This window comes from Fluviicola taffensis DSM 16823 (assembly GCF_000194605.1).
GTDB classification, from domain to species: domain Bacteria; phylum Bacteroidota; class Bacteroidia; order Flavobacteriales_D; family Crocinitomicaceae; genus Fluviicola; species Fluviicola taffensis.
Map to the genome: position 1 here is coordinate 662212 of NC_015321.1, position 13987 is coordinate 676198.

The 13987-nt window shown below is 34.2% G+C and carries 12 protein-coding genes and 1 pseudogene; 2 read left to right on the forward strand and 11 right to left on the reverse strand.

Annotation, left to right across the window (positions count from 1 at the left end; translation table 11 throughout):
- The 11 genes and pseudogenes from FLUTA_RS02885 to FLUTA_RS21915 all read right to left on the reverse strand — a co-directional run.
- Positions 1-1647 (reverse strand): toxin-antitoxin system YwqK family antitoxin, encoded by a 1647-nt coding sequence (locus FLUTA_RS02885; RefSeq protein WP_013685349.1) that lies wholly within the window; start codon positions 1645-1647, stop codon positions 1-3.
- 15 nt (positions 1648-1662) lie between these two features.
- Positions 1663-4977 carry a hypothetical protein gene (locus FLUTA_RS02890; protein WP_013685350.1) on the reverse strand — a complete coding sequence of 1105 codons (3315 nt, stop codon included), beginning with the start codon at positions 4975-4977 and terminating at the stop codon, positions 1663-1665.
- Between the two features lie 41 nt (positions 4978-5018).
- Entirely contained in the window at positions 5019-6068 is a 1050-nt protein-coding gene (locus FLUTA_RS02895) for a hypothetical protein (protein WP_043023608.1), read from the reverse strand.
- Between the two features lie 186 nt (positions 6069-6254).
- Entirely contained in the window at positions 6255-6935 is a 681-nt protein-coding gene (locus tag FLUTA_RS02900; protein WP_013685352.1) for a response regulator transcription factor, read from the reverse strand.
- 243 nt (positions 6936-7178) lie between these two features.
- Complete coding sequence (locus tag FLUTA_RS02905) at positions 7179-7805, reverse strand: P-loop NTPase family protein (RefSeq protein ID WP_013685353.1); 627 nt, start codon at positions 7803-7805, stop codon at positions 7179-7181.
- A 38-nt stretch (positions 7806-7843) separates the two neighbouring features.
- On the reverse strand, positions 7844-8563 hold the full coding sequence (locus tag FLUTA_RS02910) for a hypothetical protein (protein WP_013685354.1): 720 nt from the start codon (positions 8561-8563) through the stop codon (positions 7844-7846).
- 30 nt (positions 8564-8593) lie between these two features.
- Positions 8594-9217: an N-acetylmuramoyl-L-alanine amidase gene (locus FLUTA_RS02915; RefSeq protein ID WP_013685355.1), complete on the reverse strand. Its 624-nt coding sequence runs from the start codon at positions 9215-9217 to the stop codon at positions 8594-8596.
- Between the two features lie 24 nt (positions 9218-9241).
- On the reverse strand, positions 9242-9538 hold the full coding sequence (locus tag FLUTA_RS02920) for a helix-turn-helix domain-containing protein (protein WP_013685356.1): 297 nt from the start codon (positions 9536-9538) through the stop codon (positions 9242-9244).
- A 120-nt stretch (positions 9539-9658) separates the two neighbouring features.
- The gene (locus FLUTA_RS02925) at positions 9659-11173 is read right to left on the reverse strand and encodes a hypothetical protein (RefSeq protein WP_013685357.1); all 1515 of its coding nucleotides are present in this window, start codon (positions 11171-11173) and stop codon (positions 9659-9661) included.
- Between the two features lie 146 nt (positions 11174-11319).
- Positions 11320-12297: a site-specific integrase gene (locus FLUTA_RS02930; protein WP_342630458.1), complete on the reverse strand. Its 978-nt coding sequence runs from the start codon at positions 12295-12297 to the stop codon at positions 11320-11322.
- A 15-nt stretch (positions 12298-12312) separates the two neighbouring features.
- Positions 12313-12525: pseudogene (locus FLUTA_RS21915) on the reverse strand (Arm DNA-binding domain-containing protein); the annotation flags it as partial.
- A gap of 78 nt (positions 12526-12603) precedes the next feature.
- On the opposite strand from FLUTA_RS21915, the gene FLUTA_RS21705 reads away from it, so the two are divergent.
- Entirely contained in the window at positions 12604-12957 is a 354-nt protein-coding gene (locus tag FLUTA_RS21705) for an ISAon1 family transposase N-terminal region protein (RefSeq protein ID WP_043023560.1), read from the forward strand.
- Positions 12958-12976: 19 nt separating this feature from the next.
- Positions 12977-13930: an ISAon1 family transposase gene (locus FLUTA_RS02940; RefSeq protein WP_043023561.1), complete on the forward strand. Its 954-nt coding sequence runs from the start codon at positions 12977-12979 to the stop codon at positions 13928-13930.
- Positions 13931-13987 lie beyond the last annotated feature (57 nt).

Here is a 13987-nt window from a genome sequence, read left to right on the forward strand (position 1 = left end):
CTATAGTTGTGGTTTACATAACCAATCATCATTACTTAAATATTTCTTTTCTTTTTTAATAACTTCTAGTTCGTCTGTATGATCTCTATTCTCAGATTCAATATATTCTTGATAACAATTCTCAAGATCAATTGTCCATTGAGCTTCTCGCAGAATCGAACCATCTTTATACAAGTATTTGATACAAGAGTAATGAGGAGCGACAAACGATTTACCACTCAAATCTTTAATATACAATTCACTCTTGCTACCCTTGCAATACTCCTCGAAATGATAGTTCCAACCTTTGTTGCTATAACTCCATATTTCAATAGACCCTTTTAGGGTGTCCCTAGAATTACTTTTGGGAAGATTGATTGAGTATTGCTTTTTTTGAATTGTTACTTCTGTTTCCGATTTCCAGTTTAAATTAAATTCAACAATCTGTTCAATATCTATGCTATTTTCATACGAATTACAATCTTCTGGATTATAATTGATATTGTTAATCTTTTTTGAAAGCAAACTATTTAGCTGTCCTTTATCATAAGTCATTTGAACAACTGTATCAATATAAAACTCTGTTTGTTGACTTGGAGCACAAAATATCCAAATACCATCACGCTTTCCATTTATATAGTTTCTTTTTTGGGCAAGCTTTCCATCTTGATACCAGAATGACCAAGTGCCATGAGGAACTCCATCCTTATAATTTCCTTCACAAAGTTGTAAACCATTTTTATAAAATGTTTCAAACTTACCAGTAATAGGGATTTTAATTTCTTGACTGAGATCTACTTCTCTTAAAAATATATTCCAGTTTCCATGTGAGGTGTCTTTTCCAAATGAATACATTACTAAAGCGAGATTAACCAATTCAGGAGTTGAAATCATGTTAACCGATAGATAGTTTAGCTTTTTAAAATCATAAAAATTAACTGGTAAAAACTGAAGTTCTGAAAAATGAACATTGCTTAGCTTTTTCATTGAAAACAAATCAGATTCAGGTGGATTAAGTAGGTAAATACTACCTAAATCTCCACTTTCTGTAAAATTTGAGGACAAATCAAATTGTAACGATTTCAAATTTTTTATTTGTGTTACATTTTTCCAAAAAAATGGACTTCCAGGGTATTCCATTCGTAAAGCACCACTGCCAAAATTTTTAGGAGAGATGAATAAATCATTTCCATTCACACTCTGGGTTGTAAAAATTTTTAGTTTTTTGAAATTCTGGAAATCGTTTTCTTCGCCGAGTGCTAAATTATAATCGAGCCATTCGATTTTCCTTTTAAATTTAGTTGGTATTTCCAACTTACCCAAAGCATATACATGTTTGCTCCCAATAGTTGAAGTATCATAGTCATTTTTAATTTCTGCTCCATGAGCCCCCTTTATATTACTGTCTTTCGAAATTTCTATGTCCGATTCGTCCAAAAAATGATATAACTTATAATTCAATCCCAATCGAACCCCCCATTCAGTTGTTTTACGTTTTAATAACTGCTCGAATATTTTATTGCATTCAATACTAATTGTTTTTAATTCTGGATTTTCAATGGCTCCAAAGACAAACTGTGGTGAACGACCATATTGATCCATTGGCGGTGATTGACTATATATTTCAAATGTCAGTATTAGAAAAGTTATTGAGAAATATTTTTTCATTTTAATGAGTTTTAGTTAAACTGTATTACCATATAACGCTTTATCTGCTATTGAATAATACCACTTAAGCTTTTTGTATAAATCGTATGTAATATCTTGAGTGAATCCTAAAAAAGGATCAGCAGAAATCACCACGTTATCAATTGCTGACTGTATCTCTGCACGTACTGCTTCACCTGCCAATGGATCAGAGATTCCCAATCCATAAGTAGCATCATTAACCATAAAAGCAATATTGTCTCGTATTGCTTCCATTAGTCCAAAACTTCTAAGACAAGACAACACTGGATTATAGGACGGAATGAAATTAGATGTTCCCAATTTTATATAAGCATCGGATCCTCCTGTCCCACTATCATAAAGTGTAAAACTATTCATTAAGTCAAGTCGTTGCGACTGAGTTAATCCTTCTACTGTTCCACCGCCACCATGACGATAATCATTTTGGATTTTTTCGTCTAACCGTGACCAAATAGGACTGACAAATGATTCTACACGGAAAATTACGCTTCCCTCTTTATTACTTGTAAAAACAACTGTGGCAGAACCAAAACTGAATCGAAGTTGAGAGCTATAAGGCGCTGGAATCCAGGCTGGAACTTCAAGCAAACGGGTCAAATCTTTATTTATATCATTCGGATGATAGAGAGCCTCATCTAATGGCAATTCAACGGTTGTTGCGGATGGAATAATTTCAGTCCAACCCAATGTAACAGGTCTTGGTTTATCAAACGTAAATCTAGTATCACGGCAAACATTATGCAAACTAAAAGTAGTTGATACTTCTTGTTTAGGCCTTCCAACATAATTGCCAGATAAATTAAAGAACATTTTAGACGCTGGTATTCCTCCATTATTAGGATCAAGATCAACAGAATTATAAATGAGTTGAGCTAGCTGCTTGTATGCATCTATGGCACCAGGAAATTTGTCTTCATTAATAATTAAATCCTTCTTTTGAGTTGATTTTAATTCAAATTTATCATCAGGATAGACATCCTGTGCTGGTATCTTCAATTGTCGAACAGTAGAAGGTATTGTCTCAGCAATATTAACAGCTAGCTGCATTTCTTCAAAAGAAAGAACATCCTTATGTATGGGAACCTTACTGCCTAGACTAGATTCTCTTTGCCCAGAAAATGCTCTAACAGTGATTGAGTATGGAGGTTTTTTATTGATAATCAAGTTATTCCATTTGGAAAAGTAAAGCCCCCCAATATTGCCTGAAGAATCAACAAAGGCAAAATCTGAATCAACAATATCTGGATGAGCAACAGTTCCTGAAGTAAGCAGAAGCACTGTTCCAAATGGTTCAAGATTGACACGTTCTTCTCTTTGCAAAGTTGAACTTGATGGAAAATACAAATAAGAAGGAATAGCACCACCTCCACCCAAAAGTGAGTTTTCTGGAAAAAGTTTCTTTTTATCATCAGGAAAATCTTGCTCTCCTACAAAGCGCATCAGCAATTTATTTCCTGTAGGTCCCCCTACATAAGGCCCGTTTAATTCAACCTCAAATATATCAGGAGTTAATCCAGAATCCATACCGTAAATAGTAAAATGTACCGCAACAGATGTCTCCTTTGTTATAGTAGGAAATGTCTCGGTATAATATCCTTGTACATTTCCCAATTTATCTAGATTATAAGTAAAAATATAAGGTCCTAAAGAGACTGGATAAGACATAAGATAGTTAGCCCCTCTAAGAGTCCTACTCCCACTCATATTCAACAAACCTTTGGTTGAAGAACCGTCTCCCGTTGCGAGTAACCTAGCCGCTGGTTCAAAGGAGTCGCGATAACTAAGATTTTTGGTGAAAACCCTATAAAAGCACTTAGATTTTTTATTAATCAAAAATTTGAACTCCTCATTCACTTCACGAACAATTTTACCTACAAGAGGTTCGATAAAATCTTTCACATTTTGATCCAAAATATTATTGATGATTGTACCACTCCCTCCACTTGAAGGAAAGAGTAAGGCTCTTGTAGTAATTGTACTAGGTAGATCAAATAATATAGGATCATCACCACTCAACGCTGCAGGATTTAAGTGAACACCAGGAGGTTCGGCCTGTATTGGATGAAAGTTACCAGAACGAATTAAATTGAATACTTCTTCTTTAAATGAGGTTGAGGATGAAGTGTTTTTGAGATAAGTAAACATTTTATTTATTGAAAATATACTCTTAACTGGAACCTCACTCATATTGAATGGCTGAAATACATAGAAATCATCAGGTTTATAATTACCATTGATCGTAATTGGGTTGCCTGCAAAATCTAGACGATTATCAGGATCTTTGCCATACCACAATCCGAAAAACAAAAATGGGTTAAACAACCTAGCTTTAATCGCTTGTTCCATGGTTTTATCCACGATTTTATCCGGTTTTAATCCATTTTTGATCAAAACCTTAAACATTCGTTGGTAGATATAATTGTCTTTACTAGGTTCTAGCAAGTCCATTAATATGTTATATGTAGCAAATACCGTTGCAGCTTCAAGAATGAAACCTTTTACTTGGTCATTCGGCATTTCAGTGAGTGAATTACCGCTTGAGTCTCTAAAAAACACTTCATATTCTAGCGGAGTGGTGCCAGAAACGGGTTCCATTTGAAAAGTATAATTTTGTTCTTCCTGTCCAGGATTTGGATCAGCAAAAGTTCTAAAGACTCTTTTATGAAGGTCATTATTTGCTTTAAAAGAAGATCCAGGCGGACCATCAACATAATCAATAACATCTTCTAAATCAGATTTTTCCTGCAATGATAGTGTATTTTTAAAACACGGAAGTTCAGTGTCCTTCTTCAAGTTAGGGAAGTTGGTTCCTTGTTCTACAATAATAAAATTCTTGATTGGATTCGTACTAAGCTTTTCTGACATTAGAAATATACCAGAGTTCCATTCCATAGCTGTAAGAGTTTGATTGACTCCAGTATCAACCTCAACAAAACCTCTAAGCCAAAGTTCATAAACTGAGTTTGCTAGTTTTTCCCCAGTATTCTCCCAAACGCCTGAAGAAACCTCATTCACTATCGGAGTTAAATTGTTTTGTCGATTACGAAGAACTAAATGAACATCATAATCTGGATTTAAACCTGTAATTCCATTGGTAAGGTCATTTGAAATTGAAGTATAGGTGTTCTTCGAAATAACCACCGCTGAAAATTCTGTAGAAAAATCAGGTTCATCAAGCTGATAAATAGGAGGTTGTACAAATCGATACAAATCTTCACCCGGATAATTTGTACCATCCAGAAATGGACCATAATCTTCTATTTGCACATTAAGACTATTGGTATCTGTAAAGAAATATAAATCTGCCATGTATTTATTTAATTAGGGGGTTAGAATTGACCATTAAGAGATTACTTTCTCTCATAAATAACCTTATAATGATCGTTATCACATCTTTCTGAAATCATAATATTACGATCAATACTTAAAATATAAAATAATGAAAATGTATCGCATGATTCACGAGTGAAGTTAGGTGTATAAATACTGTAATGCGTTAATTCCAAATTATCACAATAAATAATATAATTAGATTTGCGAACTATTGTTTGGTTATCTTTCTTTAAATAAAGAATAACTGAATCTTCTGAAAATTCGCAGGAAACTAGATTATCAAAGGGGAGTACAGGCAATTGGCTCTCACTCATAATAGTTTTTGAATACTCCCAGCTTCCAATCAGAATGTTTTTCACATTTCTGATTCGCTCACTAGGTGCTGGGCTTTTTTCAAACACAATATCTACAGAATTTATACACGATTGAATAACAAGTGACGAGTCAGTTAAAGAGACAATTTTAACTGACTTTGTTTCACAATTGCCATATGCCTTTTTAAATATTATTTTAAAATCCTTGGATTTCCTATCATAAGAAATTCTATATGGACCGTCGTAGAAATAATTATTAATGAATGATGAAAATCTTAAGTTTGCATTATTGTCTTCAAATATCATATAAATAACTTCTTCAGGTTTCAAGTTTAAGTCATTTTCCTTTTCGGTTAAAGGTTGAGTTACGTGCCATGTCCCTACCAACATCTCTTCAATGTCAGATTGGTTCAATGGGGTTTGGGCATTTACTAAATTAGAAAAAGAGATTAGGCATATAGTTAGACATAGTTTGAAAGACATCATTTTAAAACGATTACCAAAAGTTCTAAATAGATTAGTTCTATTCACTATTTCCAATGTACCAATTCTAGAAAAATTTCGTTCACCACTTAATGAGACTTCGTTATTGATATAAATTAAGGAACTTGAGCTTATCAAATGAGTATAACTGCGAAGTAATAAATTAAATGTCAGTACCTGATTTTTACGTTGAAATAATGTAATACCTGTAAAAAAGACATGCTTTTCATTCATGCATTTAGTATTAGGTTTGAATTTTTTGTTCTTCATAATACAAGGTTTTGCAATTATTAACGGTGAAATAGTAAAATGATACAAATAATATTGACACCAACTAAACTAACATATTATTTGATACAATATTGTGTGATTTATTTAGATTGAGTAGAAGTACTCATTGGAGATTATGGCAGATGATAAGGATTGATTAAGAAAATATTTAGATTGGATTAAAGCCTATTCAAAAACAACTTTTCCATCCGCAGTTATTGTCGCAATTCCATTCAACAAAGCATAAACGAGAAACCCAACACTGCTACTTGTACCGATTTTCTTTGATATTTTGTAACGGTGATTTTGCACTGTTCTTTCTGCGATTTGTAATTCTTCTGAAATTTCTTTACTCCCTTTTTCTAGACAAATTTGACGAATGATTTCTTTTTCCCTTTCCGAAATTATGAAATCATCTAAAACTGGAGGCGCACTTTTTTTATTGATGATTTTGTTAATCATTTCTTTAGGAAAGTCGTTTGTAAAGTAATATCCATAGTTATGCGTCATTCGAATTGCATCCAATAAATCTTCTATGTCACAATCCTTGGAAAGATGCGCATTTGCCCCACGCTCGAAACTTTCTTCAACGAAAGGCAGGCTATCGTGCATACTGACAATGATGACTTTGATAAGTGGGTACTTATCTCTAATAATTTTCAATGCTTCAAAACCAGACATTACAGGCATTCTCAAATCGAGAAGAATAACATCCACTGGATTGGTTGCTAGATTGTAAATCAATTCTGCACCATTTGATGCACCAAACACAACGTCTAAATTAAATTCATAAGTCAATGCATCTGACAAAGACTTTCTAAATAAAGTGTGATCATCAGCAATTGCGATGCGAATCGTTGAATTCAAGGGAGCTAGTATTATTTAAAGCTAAACTTAATCATTTAGGTTTAAATAGTATCAAAATGGATCAAGTAACTTTCACAAATCCACTCGAAGAACCATAAAAACAACCTGCCAATGAGTAGAACTAAATTTTAAATTTAGTACCGTAAAAATTCTGATTTTCGAAATATAAACAAACAACTTGTTTACTAATTCATTTTTTTTCAACTTCTTATAATGCGATGTTCATAGGAAAACGAGAAGTCTTTACTTTCGCTTATCAAGACTTGATATTGGAAATGAAATAAGGTTAAATATTGATCTAAGTCTCGATCTCACTCTATTCCCATAAGCTTTCTCTAATTCTTGTGCGTTCAGATTCGTCGTTCCATGAGTAACAATTCCTCTGCTTAAATGAAGGTCATATCGATGAAATAGAATTTCAGCCATGCAGTTGGTTTCATTTCCAAATTGTTTGATGTTGTTTTCTATTCCTAAATCATCGAAACAATAGACCTTATTTGATTTCCCATATTTGTGAATAACTTGATAACCTTCAACATAAAACTCAGACACAATGTTTCTTGTCGATATAACTGGGTAATCGAATTCAGGAAAAATGAAAAGTTTCAGAAGATTCATTAGGGAAGTTTTTCCACAACCAACCGGACCGATCAGTAGAATTCCCTTGTTCAAATCAATCCCATGTTCTTTACAATTATCTTCAGCACGAATTGCATAGATGATTAGTTTGTAGATGATGTCTTTGTCTTCTGCATGAAGATGGAAATTAGAACCGTATTTTTGTGTTCCGACAAAGTTGATGTATTGAATACATTTCTTGAAATCGAATTGTCGGATGTCGTTTTCAATTGTGAAGCAATTTTCTAACATGGTGCTTGTTTTAAGTTTCGACGTGAAGCATCGCTTCGCTATAATGGAATTGAATAATCCTTGTCTTGGTTGGTATGAAGGTGGCCAGCTTGTGGTTCTTGAACGGGATTCCATTTTTTGGAATTGATTATCCAATTACGTGCTGCAGCTTTCCAGTTTTTCATTTTAGATTTCCCTCCTACTAACCAACCATTGGATTCGAAATGATTGAAGAACTTTTGAGCTTCCGGATTACTTGATTCTTGCTCCAAAAAGAAAACTTCTATTTCTTCAATTTGGGGTAGGGAAAAACGCCAACGTTTTTCTTTAGCCGACGTTTGTTTTACATGGGACGCAATGTCTTGCGTCCCTACAATATTTGTTTTATATTGTTTCTCTTGTTTTATATTGTTTATATAAGGTCTCACGCGTAGTTCACTCGTTGTATCACTACTTGTATGCTCGTTGTACACTTCTTGTTCACTACTTGTATCGAATCTGAACAAGTGAATCAAGCTTCCTTTTTGTGGATTTTTGGAAGGTTGGTACTTAATATATCCAAATGCATCTAACTCCTTCAAACACTTCAAATAAGTGTTGACTGAACCAATCTTTGATGCTTTCATCATTTCAAAGCGACTGATGGAAAGATACTCCGGAAACTTTGCGTGATTCCAGAGATGAAACAAAGCGTAATACAAACTAATATGCCAAGGAGAAAGCCGTTCGTCTTCCACAAAGAGATCATTGATTTTTTCGATATGGATGATGTAGTTCATTTGTGAAGACGATAGATAAAAGACATTAGACTAAAGACTAGATTCGATTGACATTAACATTTGGATGAGTTCTGGTTGCGGGTGGCAATCGCTTACATCTTGGCGGAAATTTACATTTGTATAAATACCTGGTTTACCATCCAAGGCTTTTAAAGAAACATCCCACTTTTCAGTAGTTATTTGTGTTGGTATGTAAAAGGAATGGCAAAGCTTCAAAAGCAATTCTTTGAGACTATCTAATTGTTCTGAAGTGTATTTTTGGAAGTAACGATAACCTCTGAAATTCTTACCATAATCAATTACTTCAGAAGCGTCGATGATTGAATTATGCATGTTAAAAAACTGACCTTTTTCTTCATTCAATCCTCCAACACAGCACATGGTAATAGCTATAGAATACTGGTCCAATGAAAGAAAGTCTTTGCCTCTTATACCTATATGGTGAATCCAATAGTGAGATTCGAAAGTTTGGTAAATGGTTCCATCACGGTCAATGATAAATGCTGCACCAATTTTTGCAGGATTAGAGTGCCAATATGAAATGATGTTCTTTGGAGATGAATCACTATTTGTGCCATGCAGCACAATTTGTTTTTTAGCGTAAGCAGTTCTGTAATATTGAGATGCCAACAACGGAGATTGAATGATTTTCATGGTACTAAGATTTTGAAAGTGTGATTAGAATTTGTTGCGCATGTTTTCTTCAAAAAGTCTATTGATGTCTGCTTCATCATAGAAAAGAACTCCGCCAATTTTGGTAAATGGTAATGTTCCATTTAAGCGAAGCGTTTGAAGTGTGCCAGGTGAAATACTTAAAAGGCGTTGAACCTGATGGGATTTTAGCCAAGTCTTCTTAGGCTCGTCATTCTTCACATTTATATGAGTGAATTGACTCTCGACTATTGTTTTGAATTCTGAGATGAGGTCTATTTTGAATTGCTCCAGATCCTCGATAGTTACAATTTGTGTTGCCATAATATTTGATTTTCATTTCCATCAAAGAGAATTGAATAAAATGAAAAAGTGGGGTGGTACACAGTTGTACCACCCCACATCAAAGACTTATAAACACTAGAAAAAATTGATTGAAATTTATTAGAGTTGATTCAGTCGATTTAGCATTTGAATTAACTTTTCGCGCACTAAGGCAATCGAATTGTTATCAGGTTCGTAGAACTTATTTGACAGACTCTTCACAGAAATATCTTGGACTTTCGAGGTTTGAAAATGATTTGTTATCAACTCGATTAATTCCCGATGTGTTTTACAATGCAGTATTTCCGTTTCTGAAAACATCCGGATTAATACAGCTAATTCATTAACAGAACAATTCAGTTTTAGTTTTTCTATGGAATTGGAAAGTACAGACTCACTGTTGTTCTGACTATTTGACTGAACGAGTAATATTGATTTATGATACCAAATCTCTTCTTCTAACCAGATTATCACTAAGGACTTTAACGATTCAATATGAAGCGCATATTGAACTTCATTCAGCGACACCACTTGATTCACTCCTTTTAACCACAAATGCAATGTTGCCAATTTATCTTGTTCCACATCAATATTATTGAGCTTCTGAGAATAGATTTTAGCAAGGTGTTCCACATAATCCGGATTGTTGTAATTCAACTCAATTAAGCACTTATGAAGTAGTGTTGTGCCGCTTGAATTCTGCGGATGCTTTGAAAAGAACTGAAGTAATTTATTGGTGTAACATTCTATGAACATGAGTTGGTGATATGTCAAACGGTTCTTAGCTGAAACATTTGACACTAACATTAGTGGTTGAAAGAGCATATTAAGTAACTCTTGATTGTAGCACTTATTGAGAATAATTAGTTTTAGACGTTCTACTCGTGGTTGTAAACAATTTACACGCGATGAAATTACGTTGAACGGCACGAACAATTCTCGATCTAGGTACTTTGAATAAAACCGTTCCAAATGGACAAGAATATTCTCCAGACAATCATACCCCAATGCAAAGAGTGACTTTTTATCATAACTCAGCTTTTTCGACCTTGAGCTAGTTAAGCGATTGAAATGAAATCGCTGTATTACTTCATTAGACCAGGACAATAATGTCCGTTGGATTTTCTGAATTGCTTTTATGAGTTGTTTTTGATTACAAGATTTTACGACTTCTTTCAGCATTCTGTAACATTCCTTTTCTAGATCCAGGAACTGATTGGCGAAATACACAAAAGCAAGCTGTTCGAATGGAAGCTCTGTCCAGCATTTTTTACTTAAAACAAGAACCGTGTCTTTTGCCTGTTTGAGAGGTTTTTGAAACGAAATAAAGGATTCATTGGCAACCTTGATTGCTGTAAGAATTTGTGTCGAAACGGAAATATCTAAATCAATTACTACCCTTTTGAACGCAGCAGAAAGATACATTTTAGACGTTGGATGCGCTTCAATGAAAGATTCAACTAGTCGTACTTTTTTTGTCTCATTATTGTTGCAGCACCTGATTACATAGACTTCAATACATTCTCCGAATTGCTCAGAAAGCCAATTCTCATATTTGTTTCTATTAAATTTTGGATGATTATAGCTAGTGGTTATTTCATCTAACAAAGCATCGAACGGTATGGTAGCGTGCATAGTGTGTTTAGTTCCAGTAATGGATGTAACGACTGAAAATGCTATTGTAACATAATTGGGATTAAAAAAAATGTTAATCGGAGTGTTTTTTAACAATATCCCTTATTAAAACAAAAAAGCGTGAAACTTGATTCACACTTTTCTGTTTATCCTATTTTGAGTTTCGGTACTTCGATATTCTGACCAGTCTTTCTACTTTCTAAGATACTCTTCAGTTGGTTCATATCCTTACTGACTTTTTCATTTAATACCTTCGCATATATTTGAGTGGTCACCATTTTTTTATGTCCAAGCATTTTTGAAACAGTCTCTAATGGCACACCATTCGACAAGGTAACCGTAGTAGCAAAAGTGTGTCTTGCGATGTGGGTTGTCAAGTTCTTTTTAATACCACAAATTGTTGCAACTTCCTTTAAATAGGCGTTGTACTTTTGATTACTGTTTACAGGCAATAATTTGTTTTGAGATATACAATGTGGGTTGCTTTTATACCGTTCAAGAATTTCCAATGGTAATGGCAACAATGGAACACTTTCCAATTTATTCGTTTTATGACGTAAAACCGACAACCAATATTCACCATCAATCCCAATGGAAACTGCGTCACGCTCAAAATTGAAAACATCTACGTAAGCAAAACCAGTATAACAGCAAAACAAGAACACATCACGAACTTCTGCAAGACGCATTATTGAAATCTTTTTTGATTGCATTTCATCCAGTTCCGATTGAGTTAAAATTTCTCGTTCCGGACTAGTGTATGAGCATGAGAAATTATCGAATGGATTTTTGGAAATCCATTCTGAAGCAACAGCAACATTCATTATGCGCTTGAAGTTCACAATGTACTTATGTGCTGAATTAGTTTGCAATCGTTCATTGACCAAAAGAAAGTGTTCAAATTCAGTGATGAATTTCATACTTAATTCATCTAATGGAAAATCATTTTTCTTAAATCTATGCTTAATGAAACTCTCTACTTTACCCTGGCAGTAATTGTATTTTGCGAGAGTTGCTTTGGCCACCATACCAACTTTGATTTTCTCTTGCATTTTGATTTTGTGAAAAGTAAATGCTTCAATAACTGTTTTAGATTTCACCTCTTCCACTAATCCTAAGTACATTTCTTTGAGTTTAGCAGCTGATACCACTTCACCATTAGAAACTAGTGATAGAAAGTGCTTGTTGACTTCGTTAGCAACATGATCTAGAAAGCCGTTGATTTGAATAGCAAATTTTGCTTTTTGCTTTACACGCATTCTGTTCTTATCCCAATCTGCCTTAGAAACATAGTAGTTGGTTGCAATTTCAGAACGTTTTCCCTCTACTGAAATTCGAATGGTAAGCTTATCATTACCATCTTTTTGGGATCAATCACAAAAGTTGGGGAGGAATTTGAATAGAATTTAGAACTTTGGAAAAAAAAGCGATTGGATCCACAAATTGAACTATTGAAACTGGTACTTCCAGAGTTATTGGTTGATTTCTTTGACTTCATGAAAGTTGAAAAGCAAAATGAAACGTTGCATCTTTACTTTGAAGAATTAAATAAACCACCAACAGAGCATCTTCATAAAGAATTAATCTCTAAAGGATTCCATGATGAAATTACGATTCAGGATTTTCCACTCAGAGGTAAACATGTTTTTCTGCATGTAAAGCGCAGAAGATGGACTGATAAGAACACCAAGGAGATTGTTCAAAGAGATTGGAATATCGTTGCTAAAGGTACTCGCATGACCGATGAGTTTGCCTCTTTTTTAAAACAAATCAGTCGCTTCTAAACCGTTCAGCTGTCATACTATTGGTTCATTTTATGGTGTCAAGGGTAAGAAACTACAACGACAGCATAAGGATTGGTTAAGTGATTTTAGGAACTGGGAACAGCTTGCTCATGCCAAAGAGTATTTACTTTTTACCGATAATATTGGAACTCATTTATCCCTGGATGAAACCTCTCTATCTCAGGGTGAGCTTTACACCATCATCACCAACAAAGCAGCCAAAGGAAAACAAGGATCCATTGTCGCAATTATAACAGGAACCAACTCCGAATACATTACAACAATACTTCAAAAAATTCCACTAAAGCTTCGTAAAAAGGTAGTAGAAATAACTCTGGATATGGCTGGAAGCATGAATTTGATTGCAAAAAGAAACTTTCCAGATGCTGTGCTTGTTACAGATCGTTTCCATGTCGAAAAACTAGCTTTGGAAGCCGTTCAGGAGCTTCGCGTAAAGCATCGATGGGAAGCGCTCGATGCAGAAAATGAAGCCATTGAAAAAGCAAAGAATCAAAAGAAAGCATACCATCCTGTTATCCTTGAAAACGGAGATACCATCAGGCAATTATTAGCAAGAAGCAGATACGTACTTTATAAAAAACCTTCTAAATGGACCTTCAATCAAAAACAACGAGCGGAAATCCTATTTTATCTTTATCCAGATATCCAAATAGCTTATCAACTAGCACAACAACTGAAAGGGATTTTTGAACAAACCAAAGACAAAATTTACGCTTACACCAAATTGGCCAAATGGCATGAAAAAGTAACTAAAGCTGGTTTTAAATCTTTCAACTCCATATCTAGAACAATCCAAAATCATTACAAAACAATCCTCAATTACTTTGATAACCGAAGTACAAATGCTTCCGCTGAAGCATTTAATGCCAAAATAAAAGCATTTAGATCTCAATTTAGAGGTGTTAGGGATATCCAATATTTTTTATTCCGATTAACGCAAATTTATGCTTAGTCCCCAGAATTTGGTCTTGATCCTCTTTTTGTCTGCTTGGATTTAACCAATAAGTAA

Coding starts and splice junctions, on each gene's coding strand:
- FLUTA_RS02885 (WP_013685349.1), bottom strand. CDS start 1,647: ATGAAAAAATATTTCTCAATAACTTTTCTAATACTGACATTTGAAATA.
- FLUTA_RS02890 (WP_013685350.1), bottom strand. CDS start 4,977: ATGGCAGATTTATATTTCTTTACAGATACCAATAGTCTTAATGTGCAA.
- FLUTA_RS02895 (WP_043023608.1), bottom strand. CDS start 6,068: ATGAAGAACAAAAAATTCAAACCTAATACTAAATGCATGAATGAAAAG.
- FLUTA_RS02905 (WP_013685353.1), bottom strand. CDS start 7,805: ATGTTAGAAAATTGCTTCACAATTGAAAACGACATCCGACAATTCGAT.
- FLUTA_RS02910 (WP_013685354.1), bottom strand. CDS start 8,563: ATGAACTACATCATCCATATCGAAAAAATCAATGATCTCTTTGTGGAA.
- FLUTA_RS02915 (WP_013685355.1), bottom strand. CDS start 9,217: ATGAAAATCATTCAATCTCCGTTGTTGGCATCTCAATATTACAGAACT.
- FLUTA_RS02920 (WP_013685356.1), bottom strand. CDS start 9,538: ATGGCAACACAAATTGTAACTATCGAGGATCTGGAGCAATTCAAAATA.
- FLUTA_RS02925 (WP_013685357.1), bottom strand. CDS start 11,173: ATGCACGCTACCATACCGTTCGATGCTTTGTTAGATGAAATAACCACT.
- FLUTA_RS02930 (WP_342630458.1), bottom strand. CDS start 12,297: ATGTACTTAGGATTAGTGGAAGAGGTGAAATCTAAAACAGTTATTGAA.